Annotated in this window: 15 protein-coding genes; 5 read left to right on the forward strand and 10 right to left on the reverse strand. The window is 67.8% G+C overall.

Going from position 1 to position 19,739, the window contains the following annotated elements:
- Positions 1–34: 34 nt before the first annotated feature.
- A complete protein-coding gene (locus SLV14N_RS13585; RefSeq protein WP_208681151.1) occupies positions 35–787 on the reverse strand; it encodes a GntR family transcriptional regulator in 753 nt (250 codons plus the stop codon).
- 331 nt (positions 788–1,118) lie between these two features.
- Between SLV14N_RS13585 and SLV14N_RS13590 the strand changes: the two genes are divergently transcribed.
- Positions 1,119–1,868 carry a PIG-L deacetylase family protein gene (locus tag SLV14N_RS13590; protein ID WP_263269450.1) on the forward strand — a complete coding sequence of 250 codons (750 nt, stop codon included), beginning with the start codon at positions 1,119–1,121 and terminating at the stop codon, positions 1,866–1,868.
- 3 nt (positions 1,869–1,871) lie between these two features.
- Here SLV14N_RS13590 and SLV14N_RS13595 read toward each other — a convergent pair whose 3' ends face one another.
- Positions 1,872–2,816 carry an alpha/beta fold hydrolase gene (locus SLV14N_RS13595; protein ID WP_208681153.1) on the reverse strand — a complete coding sequence of 315 codons (945 nt, stop codon included), beginning with the start codon at positions 2,814–2,816 and terminating at the stop codon, positions 1,872–1,874.
- A 358-nt stretch (positions 2,817–3,174) separates the two neighbouring features.
- Between SLV14N_RS13595 and SLV14N_RS13600 the strand changes: the two genes are divergently transcribed.
- Positions 3,175–3,933, forward strand: a complete 759-nt coding sequence (locus SLV14N_RS13600) for a carbonic anhydrase (RefSeq protein WP_208681154.1) — start codon at positions 3,175–3,177, stop codon at positions 3,931–3,933.
- A gap of 102 nt (positions 3,934–4,035) precedes the next feature.
- Here SLV14N_RS13600 and SLV14N_RS13605 read toward each other — a convergent pair whose 3' ends face one another.
- Positions 4,036–4,458, reverse strand: coding sequence for an ATP-binding protein (locus SLV14N_RS13605; RefSeq protein WP_208681155.1), 423 nt, complete (start codon positions 4,456–4,458; stop codon positions 4,036–4,038).
- 162 nt (positions 4,459–4,620) lie between these two features.
- Here SLV14N_RS13605 and SLV14N_RS13610 point away from each other — a divergent pair, with 162 nt between their 5' ends.
- Entirely contained in the window at positions 4,621–5,388 is a 768-nt protein-coding gene (locus tag SLV14N_RS13610; RefSeq protein WP_093637594.1) for an IclR family transcriptional regulator, read from the forward strand.
- Between the two features lie 39 nt (positions 5,389–5,427).
- Positions 5,428–6,942 (forward strand): glycerol kinase GlpK, encoded by a 1,515-nt coding sequence (gene glpK, locus SLV14N_RS13615; protein WP_263269453.1) that lies wholly within the window; start codon positions 5,428–5,430, stop codon positions 6,940–6,942.
- Between the two features lie 83 nt (positions 6,943–7,025).
- Here the strand turns inward: glpK and SLV14N_RS13620 are convergent, their stop codons facing one another.
- Positions 7,026–8,219: a site-specific integrase gene (locus tag SLV14N_RS13620; protein WP_263269454.1), complete on the reverse strand. Its 1,194-nt coding sequence runs from the start codon at positions 8,217–8,219 to the stop codon at positions 7,026–7,028.
- A 559-nt stretch (positions 8,220–8,778) separates the two neighbouring features.
- Between SLV14N_RS13620 and SLV14N_RS13625 the strand changes: the two genes are divergently transcribed.
- A complete protein-coding gene (locus SLV14N_RS13625; protein ID WP_263269455.1) occupies positions 8,779–9,306 on the forward strand; it encodes a hypothetical protein in 528 nt (175 codons plus the stop codon).
- A gap of 173 nt (positions 9,307–9,479) precedes the next feature.
- Here the strand turns inward: SLV14N_RS13625 and SLV14N_RS13630 are convergent, their stop codons facing one another.
- The 6 genes from SLV14N_RS13630 to SLV14N_RS13655 form a co-directional block, all read right to left on the reverse strand.
- On the reverse strand, positions 9,480–10,217 hold the full coding sequence (locus SLV14N_RS13630) for a M48 family metallopeptidase (protein ID WP_263269457.1): 738 nt from the start codon (positions 10,215–10,217) through the stop codon (positions 9,480–9,482).
- Positions 10,210–13,554: a type I restriction endonuclease subunit R gene (locus tag SLV14N_RS13635; RefSeq protein ID WP_263269459.1), complete on the reverse strand. Its 3,345-nt coding sequence runs from the start codon at positions 13,552–13,554 to the stop codon at positions 10,210–10,212. Before SLV14N_RS13635 ends, SLV14N_RS13630 begins: the two co-directional genes overlap by 8 nt.
- Before the next feature lie 53 nt (positions 13,555–13,607).
- The gene (locus SLV14N_RS13640; protein ID WP_263269460.1) at positions 13,608–14,486 is read right to left on the reverse strand and encodes a restriction endonuclease subunit S; all 879 of its coding nucleotides are present in this window, start codon (positions 14,484–14,486) and stop codon (positions 13,608–13,610) included.
- A 295-nt stretch (positions 14,487–14,781) separates the two neighbouring features.
- Positions 14,782–17,238 carry a type I restriction-modification system subunit M gene (locus SLV14N_RS13645; protein WP_263269461.1) on the reverse strand — a complete coding sequence of 819 codons (2,457 nt, stop codon included), beginning with the start codon at positions 17,236–17,238 and terminating at the stop codon, positions 14,782–14,784.
- A 96-nt stretch (positions 17,239–17,334) separates the two neighbouring features.
- Positions 17,335–18,009 carry a restriction endonuclease subunit S gene (locus SLV14N_RS13650; RefSeq protein WP_263269463.1) on the reverse strand — a complete coding sequence of 225 codons (675 nt, stop codon included), beginning with the start codon at positions 18,007–18,009 and terminating at the stop codon, positions 17,335–17,337.
- An 873-nt stretch (positions 18,010–18,882) separates the two neighbouring features.
- Complete coding sequence (locus tag SLV14N_RS13655) at positions 18,883–19,716, reverse strand: site-specific integrase (RefSeq protein ID WP_263269465.1); 834 nt, start codon at positions 19,714–19,716, stop codon at positions 18,883–18,885.
- Positions 19,717–19,739 lie beyond the last annotated feature (23 nt).

Raw genomic sequence — 19,739 nt, forward strand, 5'->3', positions numbered from 1 at the left:
GGCGGCACCCGCAGGGCAGCCGCGGGCGCGCCATTCACTTCACAGGCAGGTGGTAGGCGACGCGATAGCGGTCCGCGAGGGTGACGACATCGGCCGTCTCGACCGGCCGGCCGCCCGCGAAGTACGTCCGCGAGACGACCAGCACGGCATGCCCCGGCACCCCTCCCAGCGTCATGGCCTCCTCCGCCAGCGCCGGCCGCGCACCGACCTCCTCGACGACGTTGTCCACCACCACGTCGATGGCCGCCATCCGTTCGACCACCCCGCGGCCCGCCAGCGGCCCCTCCTCCGGCAGCATCACCGGCGTCCGCCCCGTCACCTCCAGGGACTCCCACGAGGTCGAGAGCATCGACGGCTCGCCCTCCGCCCGGAAGACATAGCGCGTCCGCATCACCTTGGCGCCCTGCGGGATGCGCAGCCGGGCCGCGACCACCGGACCGGCCGCCTCCTGCTCGCTGCTGGATTCCCAGGTGCCTCGCACCCGCTCGTCCGTCTGCTCCTGCCGGAAGGGCGTACAGCCACCGGCCGAGTGGAATCCGACGCGGGCGATACGGCGCGGGACGGGCTGTTCGCGCACATACGTCCCCGACCCCGAGCGGCCCTCGACCAGCCCCTCGGCCATCAGGACCTTGCGCGCCTCCAGGGCGACGGTGTCCGAGACGCCGTACTCCTCACGGATGCGCGCCTGGGAGGGAAGGCGGGTGTGCGGTGGCAGCACCCCGTCGACGATCTTCTGGCGCAGGTCGCCGGCGACGCGGAGGTACGCGGGCTGCTCACCGAAAGGCACATGCCCCTCCCAACAGCTTGACAGTCAGCAACAGCGTGGCAACCGCGCGTTGCCGACCGCAACCTTGGGCCAGATGTTCACCTGATGTGATGAATCCCAGCTCAGCACGTGTATCGAGCGAGATCGGGCTCCGGAGACCCCCGCATCCCCACCCCGCGCCACCCCACTGTTTCTCTCCACCGGGGTGGACTCCACCCATACATGTCACGATCGAAACGGGACCACGTTCGAGGAACACGTCCGAAACGGCATACCGAACACGGCACGGCACGGCACGAAGACGCCGCACCAGGAACGTGGACGCGGCGACAGGACGGGAAGGAAGGGCCCCATGTCCGCCGAACCCCAGCTCTCCCCCATGCCCAGGGACTGGCAGCGGGCCCTCGCCGTCGTCGCCCACCCGGACGACCTCGAATACGGCGCGGCGGCCGCCATCGCCGAATGGACCGCCGCCGGGCGCCAGGTCAGCTATCTCCTGGTCACCCGCGGCGAGGCCGGGATCGACGGGCTCGCACCCGCGGAGTGCGCCGCGGTCCGCGAGACCGAACAGCGGGCCGGTGCCACGCTCGTGGGCGTCCACACCGTCGAATTCCTCGACCGCCATCGCGACGGGGTCATCGAGGGCGGCCCGGCGCTGCGCCGGGATCTGGCCGCGGCCATCCGCCGCCACCGCCCGGAGCTGCTGGTCACCCTCAACCACCACGACACCTGGGGCGGCGTCCAGTGGAACAGCGCGGACCACCGGGTGGTGGGCCGGGCGGTCCTGGACGCGGCGGGTGACGCCGGCAACCGCTGGATCTTCCCCGAACTCGCCGGCGCGCAGGGCCTGGCGCCCTGGAACGGCGTGCGCTGGGTGGCCGTGGCGGCCTCCCCGTACCCCACGCACGCCGCCGAGGTCGGCCCCGGCATCGACCGCGCGGTCGACTCGCTGGCGGCCCACAGCACCTACATCAAGGGCCTGGGCGGCGCCGGCCAGGACCCCCGCGCCTATGCCCGCAGCTTCATCGAACAGACGCTGCGCAACGGCGGCGAACGCTACCGGGGCCGCCCCGCCACGCTCTTCCAGCTCTTTCCCCGCTGAGGTTCACGGCCTCCGGGGAAGCCCGCGCACGAACCCGGACACCAGCTCCGCGACCTCCGCCGGCCGTTCCAGCAGCATCGCGTGGGTCCCGTCCACCCCGGCGACGGTCACCTGCGGCCGGGTCCGCGCCAGTTCCGCCAGATCGCGTGCCAGCCCCTTCACATAGGCCGCCATCAGCGCGTCGAACCACGGTGGCACGCCCGGCACCGACGGGTTGGGGCGCAGCGCACGGGCGATCAGCAGCGGCCGTGTCACCCGCCGGTACAGCGCGAACAGATCGATGCCCGCCATCGCCTCCTGCAGCTCCAGGGCCTGCTTCCGCCCCGGCCGCAGAAAGAGCTGCCCGTCCGCCGCCTCGCTTACAGACCGTCGCACCCCGGCCTCCATCAGCTCCGCCGGAATGCCCAACTCCACCGCCATGGCCGCCTGATAGCCGATGACCGCATCCAACGCCTCGGGGGGAAAGGTCCGTCCGCCCGCCTCGTCAGCGAACTTCCTTGCCTCCGCCAGCCGTTCTCGCACAGAGGCCGCGTCCAGTCCCACGTACTGCTCCGGACGCCCCATCCCGTGCCCGTCGAGGTTCACCGCCGCCGGCACACCCCCGTCCCGCTCCAGGCAGTGCGCGGCGACCATCCCGCCCAGCGAATGCCCCACCACCACGGCGTCCGGCGCCCCGCACGCCGCCAGCACCGCCGTCACATCGCCGGCCGCCACGTCGAAGGTCCACGGCACCGCGCCGTCCCCCGACCGCCCGTGCCCGCGCAGATCCATCGCCCACACCCGGTGCCCCGCCGCCAGCAGCGGGGCGGCCTGCGCCCAGTCCTCCAGCGTCCGCCCGGCACCGTGCAGCAACAGCACCGCGGCGCCCTCCCCGCCGTGATCCCGAACGGCCAGCTCCACGCCGTCGGCCGCCACACACACCAGATCCCTGCCCGCGCTCGTCGTCATGCCTTCACGCTAGGGCCGCAAAAAAGCCCCAAGATCATCCGCGAAAAGGATGCCCCGGCCGCCCGTTCCGGGTCAGAATGGATCAACCCCCTTTTGCTGCGGGCCCTTTGCCCAGTCCGCTCACCGCCCCTGCCGGGCCAGGCAGGGGACGTGGCGGATGTCGGCCGGCACCTCCCGCCTCTCGCGTAGCCGCCTCGGGAGCACGGGCCGGGCCGCCCCGACCGGACCGGTTCTGTGGGCCGTCGGTGGCACAGCCGGCCGTACCCGCTTGCGCCTCCCGTCGCGTTCCCCCGCCACGCTGAACAATCGCCTGGCCAGGACGTACGCATACGTCGCAGCGGACTGAGGGGAACGACCGATGGACGGAGCGAGACAGCCGGATCGCAGGGCCCTGATCACCGGCGGACTGTTCGTCGCCACGGCGGCACTTGCGGGGTGCTCATCGAAGAGCGGCGCCCCGGCGACGGCCGGCACCTCGCCGCAGGCGCGGCCGACCACGCAGCCGACCACGCGGCCGACCACACCCGCGGCGGCCTTCACGCGCCTGATGGAGGGCAACGAGCGCTGGGTGAACGGGAACCTCCAGCACCCCGACCGGGATCCGAACCGGCGCGAGTTCGTGGCCCAGAAACAGGAGCCCTTCGGGTCGGTCCTCGCGTGCATCGACTCCCGGGTACCGCCGGAACTCCTCTTCGACACCGGGCTGGGAGACCTCTACGTGATGCGCACGGGCGGGGAGGCGATCGGCCCGGTGGTCACGGGTTCCGTGGAGTACGGGCCCTTGACCAGCGGCACTCCGCTCATCGTGGTCCTCGGGCATCAGCGGTGCGGCGCCGTCGAGGCGTCGTACACCTCGCTCCGTGACGGCAAACCGCTGCCCGGCAGCCTGGAGGCGATCGCCCGGGCGCTGCGGCCGGCGTACGAGCAGGCGGTCCGGGAAGGCGGTGACGACCCGGTGGAGACCATGGCCCGCGCCCAGGTCACGCTGACCGCGGCCGAACTGCGCTCCAACGAGGGCCTGGCCCCGCTCGTGAAAAAGGGCGACCTTGCCGTGGTCGGCGCCTACTACTCGCTCGACACGGGCAAGGTGGAGGTCCTGGCGGGCGCGCCGTCCTAGGCGAGGCCGCCACGGGACGGGGAAGCCGGGAGGGGGCCGGGCTCGGTGTGAGCCCGGCCCCGTCCCGGCGTGCGCGCCGGGCCTGTGCCGGGGCCCGCCGGCTCACGCGGCGAGAAGCTTCGCCCACCAGGTGATACCGCCCGCGTGGACCCGCGTACCGCACTCGGCCGCCAGGGCGGTGACGATGTCGAGCCCGCGGCCGTGCTCGTCCGCGTCGGGCTCGACCACCGGCCGCCGCTCCGCCGCCGCGGCGCCCGCGTCGGTGACCTCGACGCGCAGGGCGTGGCTCCCGTCGACGACCCGTGACAGCCGCAGCACCGCCGGCGGCAGGGCGTGGACGACCGCGTTGGTGATCAGCTCCGAGATCACGAGGAGCGCGTCCTCGGCGAGGTCCGGGGCCAGATTCCAGTCGGCCAGGACCGTACGCACCCGCCGGCGTACGACGGAAACGGCCTCGGGGATGTGCGGCAGCGGACAGACATGTTCGTCCGCCTCCCGAGCCACTGCATCAAGCTGAGCCGTCATGTCGCCTCCTTCGAGGCCTCCTGCCGGCTGGACACCGGTCTTGAGAGGGACGCTATGGGGGACGGCAGGGACGGTCAATGAACGGCGGTCGGCATTACCGAACGCTGTGGCGAAGAGCCGTCCCTCCCGGTCCGATGCCGACCGCGGGACTACGCTTGCCTCATGGCCGGCCCGGTCCAGTCGATCGAACGGGCGGCGGCGATCCTGCGTCTGCTCGCCAGTGGGCCCCGTCGGCTCGGACTGGGTGAGGTGGCCGCGTCGCTCGGGCTGGCGAAGGGCACCACCCACGGCATTCTGCGCACCCTGCAGAACATCGACTTCGTCGAGCAGGACCCGGCGACCGGGAAGTACCAGCTCGGGGCCGCGCTGCTGCACCTGGGCACCAGCTACCTCGATGTGAACGAGCTGCGGTCCCGCTCCATCAACTGGGCCGACGCCCTGGCCGCCCGCAGCGGGGAGGCGGTCCGCCTGGGCGCGCCCCTGGAGGGCAAGGTGCTCATCGTCCACCACGTCTTCCGCCCCGACGACACCCTTCAGACCCTGGACGTGGGCGCGCTGCTGCCGCTGCACGCCTCCTCGCTCGGCAAGGTGCTGCTGGCCTTCGGCAGCGTGCCCCTGGAGCCGGCCGTGGAGGCCGGGCTGGAGGCGTACACCCGGCACACCCTGGCCGACCCGGAGCGCCTCACCCGGGCGCTCACCGAGGTCCGGGAGCTCGGGTGGGCCGCCGAAGTACAGGAGATGATCACGGACGAGGCAGGCGTCGCCGCGCCGATCCGGGGCCATGGCGGCCTCGTGGTGGGCGCCATCGGCGTCTCCGGCACGGTCGAGCGGATCTGCGACTCCCAAGGCGTCCCGCAGCCGGACCTGGTCACCCAGGTCCGCCACGCCGCCCGGGCGATCTCCCGGGATCTGGGAGCCGCCCGCTGGTGAGCCCCGCCGCCCTCGTGCCCCCGCAACGGAAGGCTGATCATGGTTGAGCGGTATGTGATGTCCATCGACCAGGGCACCACCTCCACCCGGTGCATCCTGTTCGACCACCAGGGGCGGCTGGTGTCGGTCGCCCAGCGGGAGCACCAGCAGCACTTCCCTCAGCCCGGCTGGGTCGAGCACGACGCCGTCGAGATCTGGCACACCCTGCAGCGGGTGGTGCCGCACGCGCTCTCCGACGCCGATGTCCGCCCCGAGGAGGTCGCCGCCGTCGGGATCGCCAACCAGCGCGAAACGACCGTGCTGTGGGACCGGCGTACGGGCACCCCGCTGGGCAGGGCGATCGTCTGGCAGGACACCCGTACGGCCCCGCTGGTCGAGGAGCTCAGCAGCCGGCCCGGGGACGAGTTCTTCCTCCAACGCTGCTGTCTGCGCCCTTCCACCTACTTCTCCGCCCCCCGGATCCGCTGGCTGTTCGACCATGTCGACGGGCTGCGGCAGCGCGCCGAGGACGGCGAGGTGCTGTTCGGCACGATGGAGAGCTGGCTGATCTGGAACCTCACCGGCGGACCGGCCGGCGGTCTGCACCTCACCGACGTCACCAACGCCAGCCGCACCATGCTCATGAACATCAGCACCCTCGACTGGGACGAGGAACTGCTGGCGTTCTTCGGGGTCCCCCGCCCGATGCTCCCGGAGATCCGCTCCTCGGCCGAGACCTACGGCACCGCCCGTTCCGTCCTTCCGGGCGTCCGCATCGCCGCGGCACTCGGCGACCAGCAGGCGGCGCTGTTCGGACAGACCTGCTTCGCCCCCGGCGAGGCGAAGTGCACCTACGGAACCGGCAGCTTCCTGCTGCTCAACACCGGCACCGACCTCGTACGGTCCCGGCACGGACTGCTCACCACCGTCGCCTACAAGATCGAGGACCAGCCCGCGGTCTACGCACTCGAAGGCCCGATCGCCGTCACCGGCGCGCTGGTCCAGTGGTTCCGCGACCGGCTGGGGCTGATCGGCAGCGCCCCCGAGATCGAGACGCTCGCGCGCACCGTCGAGAACAACGGCGGCTGCTACATCGTCCCGGCGTTCTCCGGCCTGTACGCACCGCACTGGCGCAGCGACGCCCGCGGAGTCATCGTCGGCCTCACCTCCTACATCACCAAGGGCCACCTGGCCCGAGCCGTACTGGAGGCCACCGGCTGGCAGACCCGGGAGGTGGTCGACGCCATGAACGCCGACTCCTCGCTCGCCCTGAAGGTGCTCAAGGTGGACGGCGGTATGACCTCCGACAACCTGCTCATGCAGTTCCTGGCCGACGTGCTCGATGTCCCCGTGGTGCGCCCCATGGCCGTCGAGACGGTCTCCCTGGGCGCCGCCTACGCCGCCGGCCTCGCCGCCGGCTACTGGCCCGACCTGGAGGTCCTGCGCCGCAACTGGCACCGCGCCGCCCAGTGGCTGCCGGACATGGACCCCCAGCGTCGGCGCTCGGAGTACGAGAACTGGCAGCGCGCGGTCGAGCGCTCGCTCGGCTGGATCCGACAGCCGGATCCGCCGTGACACCGGGGCCTCGGCACAGACGCAGAAACGGGGCCGGCCCCGAAGGGAACCGACCCCGCCCGACCTGGACGTGTTCCAGATCGCTACGCCAATACTCCGGCGTGGGCTAGACGTTGAACCGGAATGTCGGCACCAGCGCTGTCACCTGCGCAGACCCGGATTCCGCCGACCGGATCCAGCGGCGATCCAGCAGCCGGGGCGGTCCGGTGGGCGACCGCCGGCGCCGCCGCGGGCGCGTCGGCCGGCGCCGGGCCCAGCGCCTGGTCAAGGGCCTGCCGGCAGCGCTCCCACGCGGCGGGCACCAGGTGCCCGTAGATGTCGACCGTCGTCTTGATCGACGTGTGCCCGAGCCACCGGGAGACCTCGTGGACGGGGACCCCGTGCGCCAGCGCGGTGGAGGCGAAGAAGTGGCGCAGGGTATGCGGGGTGTACTTGGGAGCCCGGTCCCGACCGAGGAGGCCGGCCGCCCGCACCGCCCGCCGGAAGGCGGGGCCGTAGGTGGTCGCCGTCGGCATGGCGCCCGTGGCCGCTCCACGCCGGGCGAAGAGCACATCCCGGCAGCCCACCGGGGTGGCGCCCCAGCGCCGTAGGTGCGTGTCGATCTCCTGCTCCAGGAAGGCGGCCAGCGGGACGTCGCGGTATGCGCCGGGGGTGCGGTGTTTGAGGGGGCCGAAGCGGTCCGGGCAGTCGGCGCGGTGCGCTGTGCGGCTCACCTGCTCCCGTAGCCGGAGGGCACCGGAGCGACGGCACTGGGTGGCGAAGGCGAGGGCCTCGCTGACCCGCAGGCCCGCGCCGGCCTGCAGGTAGACCGACAGCCGGTAGTACGGCTCGATGTGCCGGGCGATGAGGTCGACCTCTTCGCGGGTCGGGATCGCGTCCTCGTCGACCGCGCCGGAGCCGACCCGTGGGAGTTTGGCACCGTCCACCGGGCTGCGGGGGATGCGCCGTTCGTCCACCGCGGTCTGGAACAGATTGCGGACCAGCGTCATGCGGTCGTGCACCGTGCTCGCCGAAAGCTTGGCGCTGAGGGCGGCGACGAACCGGTCGATGTCCGCCCGCTCCACGCCGGCGAGCGTCTTGCGGCCCAGCTGCGGCAGGAGGTGGAGACGTAGGAAGCTGTCGTAGTTGCGGTGGGTGTTCTCCCCGACGAGCCGGCGCTCCAGCCAGTCCGCGGCGTATGCGCGGACGGTGACGGCACCGCGCTTGGGGTCCAGGAAGAGTCCTTGGTTCTTGAGGTGCTCGGCCCGCGCGGCGAACTGCCGGGCCTGGGTCTTCATCGGGAAGCTCACCTCGCGCTGACGGCCCGTCTGTCCCCCCGGCTCCCGGTACCGGACCGTCCACGGGTGCCCGCAGCGCGGCTTCTCACACGGATAGTGCTTGCTGCGCTTGCCGGTCCTGCAACGCTGGAACACCGAGGCCATACGCCTGTATCGGCAGTGCCCGGCCGGGGCTGAACATGGGGCGCATGGAGGGGCACCGCCTTCCCGTGACCAGCCGTTGCCTGCACACACACCCCGTTCCCTCCGCGCGGGCGAAGGCGCACCACAATCACCGACTGCATCGGCTTCGGGACCGCAATTCTGCAGTCGCGACGCGAACGAGCCACCCTGTCCTGGCAGTTGATGCAATAGGCTGCGATACCGCGTAAGGCACCAAGCCCGTGAAATTCGCGCTTTACGAAAGGAGACCCCGCGCGTGAAGCGTGCTAGGCAGCCCTCCTGGACGCCTCTGGACGATGACCTGTGGCATACCTGCCGCCTCATCACGGCCTGGTTGCAGGGGCGACCCCCGATCCCAGTGGCTACCCCGGTTCCGCTGGAGCCCGGGGAGTGGGCCTTGGCTACCGGTCCAGCGCAGAGGCTGAGCTGGCGGGCTCTGGGAAACGGCCGCTACCGACATGTCGGCATGGTCGCCGTCGGCAAACCAACGTTCGTGCTCGGCAACATGGCCATAACCGCACTGGGCAACGCTTCCCGCCGCCGGGCCGCTGAAGCCGACGCCCAACCCCGCTGGGTGACGGACGCCACCGGGCACCTCACCCTCACCCCGAGGTACCTGCACTTCGGCCATCACGTCTACCGCTCAACACTGGCCTGGAAGGCACTGAAATCAGCTGACCTCGTTGCACCGGACCTTCTCGAAGTGGGTTTCCACAACGACGTCAACGGCCAGCAGAAGGTGTCCCGTTTCCGCACACACTGGGCATCCCTGGCATTCGTACTCGCCGCCCGTACCGCCTTCCCGTACCACCCGCGGCTAATAAACGGCGGCTGGCTTCCGTCGGACTTCGAGGAAAGGTGCGCGCAGCTCGGACGTCCATGCCACCCAGCCCGTCAGCTCCTACAGCAAAATGTCGGACACTGACCTTCCTTGGGGCTATTTCGTCATGGGCTTGGACGAGCAGGGGTACGACGTCAGCCAGAGTGCATTTCGAAACGGTCCACCATGTACGCACTGTAACGGAATGCCACGGGGGTACCGTGCGAGACGGGGTGCCGGCAGTCCTTATTCGCACCGTGGTTGCGTGCTCAGGTACTTCATGCCTCCGGCAGCCAGATTCCTGCTCCCCAGTCATCGAGTTCGCGACGGCAATGTTCGTAGTCAGTGAGCGTGCGGCCGACGGCGCGCCAAAACTCTGGAGTGTGGTGCGGATGCTGAAGGTGGGCGAGCTCATGGACGAGGACGTAGTCGATCAGGCGAATGGGCATCTGCATGGAGGCCCAGTGGATGTTGACGGTGCCGCTATGGGAACAGGAGCCCCAGCGGTAGCCGAGAGGGCGGACATTCAGGGCAACCGTTGGGGTGTCCATGCGCTGGGCCCAAGGACGCATACGCTCAGGAAGCCAGTCCCGGCCGCGGGCGGTATACCAGGCGACAAGGTCGTGCTCGGCGGTGTCGCGGTGGTCGCGGCGCAAGTGGAAACGGCCGTTCTTCAGCGCGACAGGGGAAGCTGCGGGGTCGTCGGTGAGTTTGAGGCGGTGGCTGCGACCGAGGTACCAAAAGCCTTCGCCATCGATGAAACGTCGTCGGGGGCGTTCGGATGCTTCAGCACGGCGGGTGTCGACCTTGGTGTAGAGCCAGGCCAGCCGCGTGCGGATTAGGGCGGCAAGCGCGTCTCGATCGGCGTCTGTGGGCACCTTGGCGACGATGCGGGCGTCGCGTTCGACGGTGACACGGACGCCAGTTCGCCCCGAGGCAGGGGCCAGATGGATGGTCAGCCCGCCGACGTGCAGCGGGCCGTCGTTCTCGTTCACCCGTTCGGGAAGGTCAGGCACGGTGGCGGCCGACGTCCTTGCGGTTGTGGTGGACGATGTCGCGGAGTGCGTCGGCAAGGGGATCGGCTTTCTCCCGGGTGTGCGGGCAGGCCACGGCCTCCATCCAGATATCGGTACGGAAGTCGTGCTGGGCTGCGGGATTGGTCCAGAAGTCGGGCTTGGCGCTGTAGTGCACCGCCAGGTCGTGCACCTTCTGAGCCAGGACGACGAAGGCCCCGCGTATCTCGTTTCCGATCACACCATCGGTCAGCACGCTGGTGAGCTGCTGGTAAATGGCCTGTTCCAGCGGGCTGAGGCTGCGCACGTCCTCGGGTAGGTCTGAGCCGACGCCGCCTTCCTTGTCCTTGACTTCCTGAGCGAGACGTTGGAATGCCGCCAGTTGGGCGTCCCAGTCGTCGGCGTGCTTCTTGAGAATCTCTTCCACCCGCTTGCGCAGCGCGGCATAAGCAGCGGGGTTCCTGCCAAAGTTCAGGTCAATGTGGTTGCGGAGGGCGTGCCGCATCATGGACGCCTTCGCGCGGCTACCGGGAAGCTGCCGGACCTTGGTGTTGAAGTCCTCGGAGGTGAGCCGGGTGGGCTCGATCATCTTGTCCACCCCGAGGGAATGGACGTGCTGGTTGATGAGCTGCTGGACCTTCTTGCCGTAGGCCGCCGGATCGAAGGCATCCGCCTCGCTGAAGCGTTGCCGGGCCAGCTGGGCGATGAAGGTGAACAGTCGTACGGCCTCCGCATAGGGACGGGCCGATTCCCGGGGGGTGACGACGGTGTAGGTCTCCAGGAAGTCACGCAACAGGGCGCGAAAGGTGATACGGCGCTGCTCGTCCTCCAGCAAGTCCACCCGGCGGTCGACGGCCTCGATGTCATCAGGGTCGATGAGATCGCGGGGAAGGCCGAAGTGCTGGCGCAGGGCCGTGCTCTGGGTCTCCAGCTTGTGCTCCTCGACCTCGAAGTCGATGGGCTTGCCCTCGCGCTCGTCGACGGCGTACTGGTCCATCGCTTGTTTGAGGGCGGTGGCGACTCCGGCGTAGTCCACAACCAGCCCGGCGCTCTTGCCATCAGCGGTGCGGTTGACGCGGGCGACCGCTTGGAGGAGTTCGGCCTCCTTCATCCGCCGGTCCAAGTACATGACCTGCTCGATGGGGGCGTCGAAACCGGTCAGCAGCATGGTCCGCACGATGAGGAATGCAACGGGACGGCGCGTACCATCCAGCTGGTCGGGTTCTGGGAAGGGACTGAGGAAGGACTTCTCCGCCTTCTTGTGCGTCGACTCCTTCGTCCACTCCTTCCAGTTGTCCAGATCGTTCTGCCCTTCGGAGATGATGGGCACGAAGTCGATCGCCTTCAGCAGGCGCAGGTTCTCGTACGCGGCCACCAACGTCTTCTGCTTCGGCTTGAGTTCCTCAGGCTTCTTCTCCAGCAGCCGCTGAACCCGCTCTTCAGACAGAGCCTCCACCTCGGCCACGAGCTCGTCCCGCGCGTCCTGGAGCGCTTCGCGGTAGCACACAGCGATACCCCGAGAGTGAGCAACGACCTGCGCCTTAAACCCTTCAGGCAGCACGCTCTGTACATAGTGGCGCAGCATGTGGCGGGCCTTACGCCGAATCATGTCGTCGGCGCTGAGCACGGCAGTGGAGGTCGCGTAGCGCTTCTGGAGCTGCTCGTATTCCTCGTCGGTGAGTTCCTCGAACTCCTCCTCCATCGCCTCGTCCAGCGCGGCACCGTCCTCGACCGCACCCCTGGCGATGTGCCCCTCGTAGTAGATCGGGACGATCGCGCCATCCTCCTCGGCGTCTGCGATCCGGTATTTGTCGATGAACTCCCCGAAGGTGGTCTCGGTCAGCTTCCGCCGGTTCATCAGGATCGGTGTGCCGGTGAAACCGATCCGCGCGGCGTTCGGCAGCGACTCCGTCAGGTTGTCGTGCAGGCTGGAGCTGTGCGAGCGGTGTGCCTCGTCGACGAGGATCACAATGCTCTCGTCGTTATTGACGAGTCCCCAGCCTGCAACCTTCTTCTTCGCCGCCGACTTGGCGCGCTCCGCGCGGGTCTTCTCCGCGTCCTGCTGCTTCTGAATCATTACGAAGACCAGGCCGGCGCCGTGTCGGGCAAGCACCACCGGCACCTGATCCGCCCGGGTGACCGTGTCCGGCTTCTCACCGGTCAGGGTGGCCGTCTCCGACAACTGCTGCTGCAGCTGCTTGCGGTCGGTAACCACGACAACCTTCAGGTGCTCCAGTCCCGGCGTGGAGCGCAGCTTGCGCACCAGGAACACCATCGTCAGCGACTTGCCCGAGCCCTGGGTATGCCAGACGATCCCGCCCCGCTTGTCATCCTTGCCGTGCACGGCCTTCGTCTCACCGCGCTGCAACCGCGCGACGGCCTTCGCGACCGCCCGGTACTGCTGATAACGAGGCCCAATCTTCACCCGAGCCGTGCGCCCCTCAGCGACCTCCACATCCCGGAACAGCACGAAGTTCCTCACGATGTCCAACAGCCGGTGCGGGTGCAGCACCCCTGCCGCCAGCACCTTCTGCGCCGTGGCACCCCGATCCTCAAGAACATAGCTGCGCGCGGCAATGTCCTTCGCCTTGAGTGGATACGGGTCCCGCCACACCACGTAGTCCTGCCGCCGCGCGGTGAACGTACCCAGCCGCGCCCGATCCCCGGTAGTGGCCACCGTCAACTGCACCGTACGAAAGAGCCGTTCACTGCCCTCCGGGACAGTGGAGTCCCGCCGGTTCGCGTAGCGCTGGAGCTGCTCCACTGCGTCAAAAATATTGCCGCCCTGCGCAATGGGCTTCTTGCACTCGATGACGACCAGCGGGATGCCGTTCACGAACAGCACCAGATCCGGGGCGATCGTCTCCCCACCACTGCCCGGGATCGTCATACGGAACTGCGAAACTGCCAGGAAGTCGTTTCGCTCCGGGTGCTGCCAGTCGATGAACCGCACTGTCTGGTTCCGCCCCCCGTCCCAGTCCTCGAACCCGGGAACGTCAACGCCATCGAGCAGATACCTGGTGACGGCCTCGTTCGCCGCTACCAGCCCCCCGCCGACCGCGACCGCCCCCCGCGTCAACGCGGACACGGCTTGGTCCGCGCGCGCCTCATCCACCCACGGGTTCCCGTCCGGCCGCCGGTTCAGCTCTATGAGCTTCGCCCGCAAGATCCCCTCGAGAACGGAGTCGTCGTAACCGCGGCGGACATAAGGAGGTATTCCGGGCGGCTGCAGCTCAACACCGGTCGTCCCGCGTACATGCCGCCACCCCATGTCGTCGCTTGTCAACTGCGCGATCAGCGGATTCTCGACGAACGTGAATTCGGGACCGGACTCAGTCACTGAGGACTCCTTTACACCGGGGCGAAAGGTCGCTGTATCTCACGTTTGGCCAGTCAGGACGTGCAGGCTGACCCGGCAGCGTTCAGCAGCCGCTTCGCCAAGCCCTTTCTGAGAGCTGACATCTTCTGGATGTCCCGGTCGGCCACGGAGATCCGCTGTGTCCATTCTTCAAGCGAAGCCAGGACTCTCCTCTGTCCCTCCAATGGCACCAGCGGGATCGGGGCGCACTTGACCTGGGTCGAGTTGATACTTGCGAGATTTGTCGTCTGCTTCGCGACGCCGAGGAAATATCTCTTACCGCTTGGTGAAGCAAGGTACTCGGCCAGGAATTGAGGAAGAACCTTTGTCGAATCACATCGAACCTTGAAGACGTGATTCTGATGCAGACAGGGGTCAATTGTCCCGCCCCACACACCTCCACGTCCCAATTTGTCGAGATCTCCACCTTCAGTCAGCAGCACATCTCCGACCTGAAGTCGGTACCGCTCAATTTCACCGTTACGAACCGTGACATATTTGATGTCCGTGGTGTCGATAAACCCATCCTGAACATTAGCAACACGCAGGTATGGGAGGGATACCGCATCGGTTTCCGGCTCCTCACCTCCCAGCGTTACGCCAGCCGAAATCTCGGCCAGTTGGTCGAGCGCAGTCCATTTGACGCCTGGGTCGGCTGAAATTTCACGCAACACATGCGCGGCGTCAGCTGCAGCGGCGACCATCAGCTTCTCCCGCTGGCGCTTCGCGTGGCCAATCTGCGCGTCCACTTCGTCAAGGATCTCAGCAATGCACCGCTGCTCTTCCAACGATGGCAGCATGATTTCGATGGCCTTGAACTCGTGGTACCGGAGATTCCATGTGTCGCTAACGAGCCCCTGCGAGTTCCTGTAAAACTGATTCACCAGGCACGGCTCTTTGAGCAAGAATCCCACGAATGGAGCATGAACCCCTCCCTCAGGCCGGCACACCGTATATGCAGGGCTCACGATTCCGGCTTGGGGCGCCACTCCGGATACCCCCTGCCACATCCGCATCGTGTTGTATACGATGTCGCCTGGGTGTACGTCCAAATATAGGCTTTTGTCTGCGCTAGATGAGTCACGCCTGCCGCTCTCGGTCTGTCGGATAACACCTCGCTCCGCCGTGACAGAGAGCAGAGTGGCCACTCGATGTATGCGCTCTGAACGCAGTTTCAGGATGTCTCCCAGCGCCACCCGTCGCCAGCCATCACGCATAGCCCAGGTCCTCCAGGTACCCCCGCAGCCGCTTCGCGGATGCTTCCCGTTCACGTTGCAGATCCTGCAACGTGACGGCGTATTTGTCGCCCCAGTTGCGGTAGGCGTCGACCAGGGCTCGGCGGTCGGTGGCTACAAAGCGGTCCATCCGGGCGCGGAGGTCGGCCTTCAGGAAGCCGAGGACGATGTCCTGGGCCTGATCAGAGGTGAGCTTATCGGCGGCTTCGCGCAGCTCGGTGAGGAATCGAGCCCTGACCACCGCCAGGTCTTTCTTGGCTTCGGTGAGCTGCTTCTTCAGCTTGGCGAGTTCCTTGGGCGGCAGCACGCCGGTCAGGTCGGGCTCTTCTTCGTCGTCTCCGTCGGCACCCTTGGGCTTCTTGGGCGGGGAGCCCGCCTTGACCTTGGCGTCGAGTTCGGCGACGAGTGCCTCGGCGGTCTCCAGCCGCTCCACGTAAGCCGGGATCAGTTCCGGTACGAGGCGGTGTTCGCGGGCCTTGCGCTGGGCGGCGCGGATGCGGGCTCTGGTCTTGGTATCTGCGCCTTCCGGTGGTTCAGCGAAGGCGGATTCGATGCTGGTGACCCAGCGGTCGATGACGCCAGGGAAGCCGGTGAGGGCGAGGCTACGCAGGTCGTTGCGGCAGTCGAACCACCAGGCAGCCACGGTGCCGGCGAGCTGGTACTTGTCCAGGACCTTCAGCGGCTCCAGGGCCTGAGTGAAGGTGTCGAGGAGTTCGGCGCGCGTGTCAGCGAGCTGCTGGTGCTTGGGGAGTTCGTCGAGCCGGCTGCGGTGCTCCTTCCACCAGATGTCGAAGGCGGCACTGAGTTCGGCCTCCCGCGCAGCGGCGAGCTCAGGGATGCGATCGGCGACGGCCTCGTAGCCTTCCTCAGGGAAGTCGTAGTAGTCCTGATCCCGTTCGCGGAAGAGCTGGCTGCCAGGGTCGATGCCGAAGGCACCAAACTGGCGGGCGCAGCCACGGACCTCACTCTTGGGCACGCCGCCGTAGAGGTGCGCTCGAACGTCCTGCGGCTCGGGAGGCGGGGTGTTGTCGACGTAACGACGGATGTTGAGGTTGTAGTCGTTCTTCTCCAGCTCCTCAAAGGGCACGACGCGCGCGAAGTTCTCGATGCCATGCCAGCCACGGTATGCGGAGACGATCTTTTCGGCGTGCTGGGCTTCAAGGAGGTTCTGGGCACGGCCGGCGGTGACCTCGCGGTCTGCGTTGATGAACAGAACCCCGTTCCGGCGGCCTTCGGGAGCGCCGTCGCGTCCACGCAGGACGAGGATGCAGGCAGGGATACCGGTGCCGTAGAAGACGTTGGGCCCGACTCCGATGACGGCCTCAAGCCGCCGGTCCTCGATGATCTGACGGCGGATGTCCTGTTCGGCGCCACCACGGAAGAGGACTCCGTGCGGCATGACGGAGGCAGCGACGCCGTCAGCCTTGAGGACAGCCAGCACGTGCTGGATGAACATCAGGTCGGCCTTCTTGCCCGACTCGGGGCACCAACCGTAGCCCATCCGCTCTCGGTGCTGCATGTCCTTGATGCGGTAGTTCTGCGCAAAGGGCGGGTTGGTGAGGATGCGGTCGAAGCGCAACAGCTCGCCGTTGGGGGTGGCGTGCTTGGGGTCAGCGAGGGTGTCACCGTGCCGGATGTCGCCGTCGGCGACCTCGTGCAGTAGCAGGTTCATACGGGCCATCGCCCACGCACTGCCGTTGTCCTCCTGCCCGAAGACAGAGACGTGGGCGGCATCCCCGCCGTGCTCCTGCACGTACTCCTTGGCGAGGATCAGCATGCCGCCCGAACCGCAGCACGGGTCGTAGACCGACATGCCCTCTTCGGGCTGGACGAGCTGGTTCATCATGCGGATCACGGAGCGGGGGGTGTAAAACTGCCCGCCCTTCTTGCCGCCCTCATCGGCGAACTCGCCGATCAGGTACTCGTAGGCGTAGCCGAGCAGGTCAGGGAACTCGAAGTCGTCGTTGCTCAGCCGGTACTGGTCGAAGTGGTCGATCAGCGCCTGAAGGACAGGCTTACTCAGCTTGGTGTTGCCCGATCCGCGTTTGAAGTCGATGTAGCCAAGCACACCATCCAGCGACCGGTTCTCGTTCTCCAGACCGCCCAGGGCCACGTTCAACGCCTCGGCCGGGTCGGAGCGCGATGTCTCCTTGATCGTCTTCCAGCGCGAGACTTCGGGGACGAAGAACTGGTGCGAGCGGTACGCCGAGGGGGACTCGGCCCGCAGCTCGGCCTCGGCCCGTTCCAGGTCCAGGTCCATGAACCGCTCCACGGCGGCATTCCGCGCCACGTCGAACTGGTCCGAGGCCCGCTTCAGGAACAGCATCCCGAAGATGTAGTCCTGGTACTGCGCGGCGTCCATCTTGCCGCGCAGGATGTCCGCAGCGGCGTACAGGTGCCTCTCCAGCTGCGGCAACGTGAGCTGAGCCACGAAAATTTCTCCTTGTTCCTCAAGTCACCTCGGCCCTGCACGGCGGCGCCGTGCGCGACGGCTGTCCGGCCTGACCGCCCCAAGGATAGGGGCGGCCTACGACAGCCTCCTCGGGCGCGGCCCTCGCGCCCCGCGCCGCGCCGCCCCTGGCGCGACAGCCGGTATGGGCAAGCGCTCACCGGGGACCTCTCCACCGAGCAGGTGTGTGATCAGCGCCGGACGCAGAGCTCCAAGCCGAGCGAGTGCCTGACGGTGGTTGTTCATCTGGGCGTCGACCTCGGCCACGGCCCCGGCAAGCAGCCTCTGCTCGGCCAGGAGCGGCAGCGCCACTGGCAGCTCCTCGACCATGCGGGCCGTGACTGTCGTCACAGTGCCCACGTTGGCGCGAGCGATGAGCTGATCCAGCACCTTCGGGTGCGACAAGTAGGCGATCAGATAACCGGGCTCGACCCGCGTGCGGTCCGGACGGATACGCATGCACGCGAAGTGGTAGAGCCAGCCGCGCGAGCGCTCTTCCACCAGCGCGATACGTCCCACCGCGCCCTGGCGGACCATGATCAAATCTCCGGGCTCGACCCGAAACCGCACCAAGCTACCCGGCACTGCTTTCATGCTCCGCAGGAGCGATTGCTCCGCGATTTCCCCGTCAATGATGTCCCCTGGGGAGATCACCGGAGTGCCACCCAGCCCCTCATCCAGCCCCTCGAACTGATCACTCGAGGGACTCGGAGTGATCTCACTCAGCTCACCGAGCCGGTATATACGGGTCACTGGACCTCCCCCTCCCCTTCCCTCGTCGACCGCCGCCACGAAGCATGTCGTGTATCCAACTACCCGTGAGGGGTGCCTAGGTTGCAGCCTGATCTAGAGCATGCGTACAGTCCTTAACGCCTTGGGGGAGCCTAGCAGCTCAAGCGCTCGCCACGGGCGGCCCGTTATGCTCCGGAACGCCACAAGTGGCCCTCCCGGAACTGGGGTCCAACTGGATTCGCCCAGCTATGGGAGGGGGGTGACAAACCATGCCTTTAGAAAAGGAGCGCGAACCGGCTCAGCCAGGGGAAGCCCGTTGGCACAAGATCCGCCTGATCGCTTCCGCGATCGGAGCACTCAGCGCTGCCGCGTACCACTGCAGCCGCCTGTTGATCTGGCTGCGCAACTGGCCGTGACCGCCAGCCCCCAGAAACGGTTTGCCGGCCGAGGGGGCTGACAGCCACTCGGCGGGTCCCGCCACACCCAGTGGCGGGACCCTCGCCAACAGGTCAGAGTATCAAAACGATGAGTTTTCTAGTCAACCCCGAAACCGTTCCCCTAGGCGCCCACCTCACACACCCGCCGGCTCAGCCGTCACCATCTGCGTCGCGCTCCGGTGATCAGAACCTGCGCAGCGTGTGAAGCGCCAGAGAAGCACAATCAGCGCTTCAACCGACTCGCGTCTTCGGTAGGTGCACTGAAATCCGCACGATGAGCGAATCTCCGCAGGTCACTGGAGGTGTGGCACGACCAGCCGTAGTCGCCAGCTCGTGCCGGGGGCTCGAACCCGCGGCCCCGAAACATGGACAGCTCCGCTATCACCTGCGGTGATCGTCCGATTTGGGCACGATCCGGCGGCCGGGCCAGCCCACGACCGACACCGTTCCTGCCCGATTAGGCCGTGGGCGATCCGGGGCGTAGTGCAGTCTGCATCACGGTCCGGCAGCGGTCCCAGGAGGCGGGGACGAGATGGCCGTAGACGTCGACGGTGGTCTTGATCGATTTGTGGCCCAGCCAGCGGGAGACCTCGTGGATGGGGATGCCGTGGGCGAGCGCGGTGGAGGCGAAGAAGTGGCGCAGACCGTGCGGCGTGTACTTCGGGCTCCCGTCCGGCTTGACGATGCCCGCAGCCTTGAGTGCCTTCCTGAAGTGGTAGGCGTAGGTGTTCGCCGTGGGCATGACTCCCTTGCGCCGGTCGCGCGGCGAGAACAGGACCTCCATACCCACCGCCGTTACCGTCCCCCACTCCCGCAGGTGCGTGTCGATCTCCTCGGCTAGGAACGCGGGCAGGGGAACGTCCCGATACTCCCCCTCGGCTCGGTGCTTGAGCGGTTTGAAGCGGGTCTTGCAGTCGTCGCGGTGCGCCTTCGAGCTGACCTGCCGGCGCACGCGCAGCAAGTCGGCACGGACACAGTCAGCAGTGAAAGCCAGGGTCTCGCTGATGCGCAGGCCCGCCCCGGCCTGCAGGTACACGGTCAGGCGGTACTGGGGGGAAATCTGCTTGGCCATGAGATCGACCTCGTACAGGGTCGGGATCTCGTCCTCGTCGACCGCGTGCGTCGCGCTGCGGGGCAGTTTGATGCCCTCAGTGGGGTCATCCGCCCTTCTCTTCTCCTTGATCACGGTTTGGAAGAGGCTGGTGACCATCTTCATGCGGTCGCATACGGTGCTCGCGGCGAGCTTCTTCCCCAGCGCCGCGACGAAAGCCTCGACGTCCTTTCGCTCCACGCCCGCGATCGTCTTGCCGCCCA

This window comes from Streptomyces sp. Je 1-4 4N24, assembly GCF_026239515.1.
Classification (GTDB): Bacteria; Actinomycetota; Actinomycetes; order Streptomycetales; family Streptomycetaceae; genus Streptomyces; species Streptomyces nigrescens.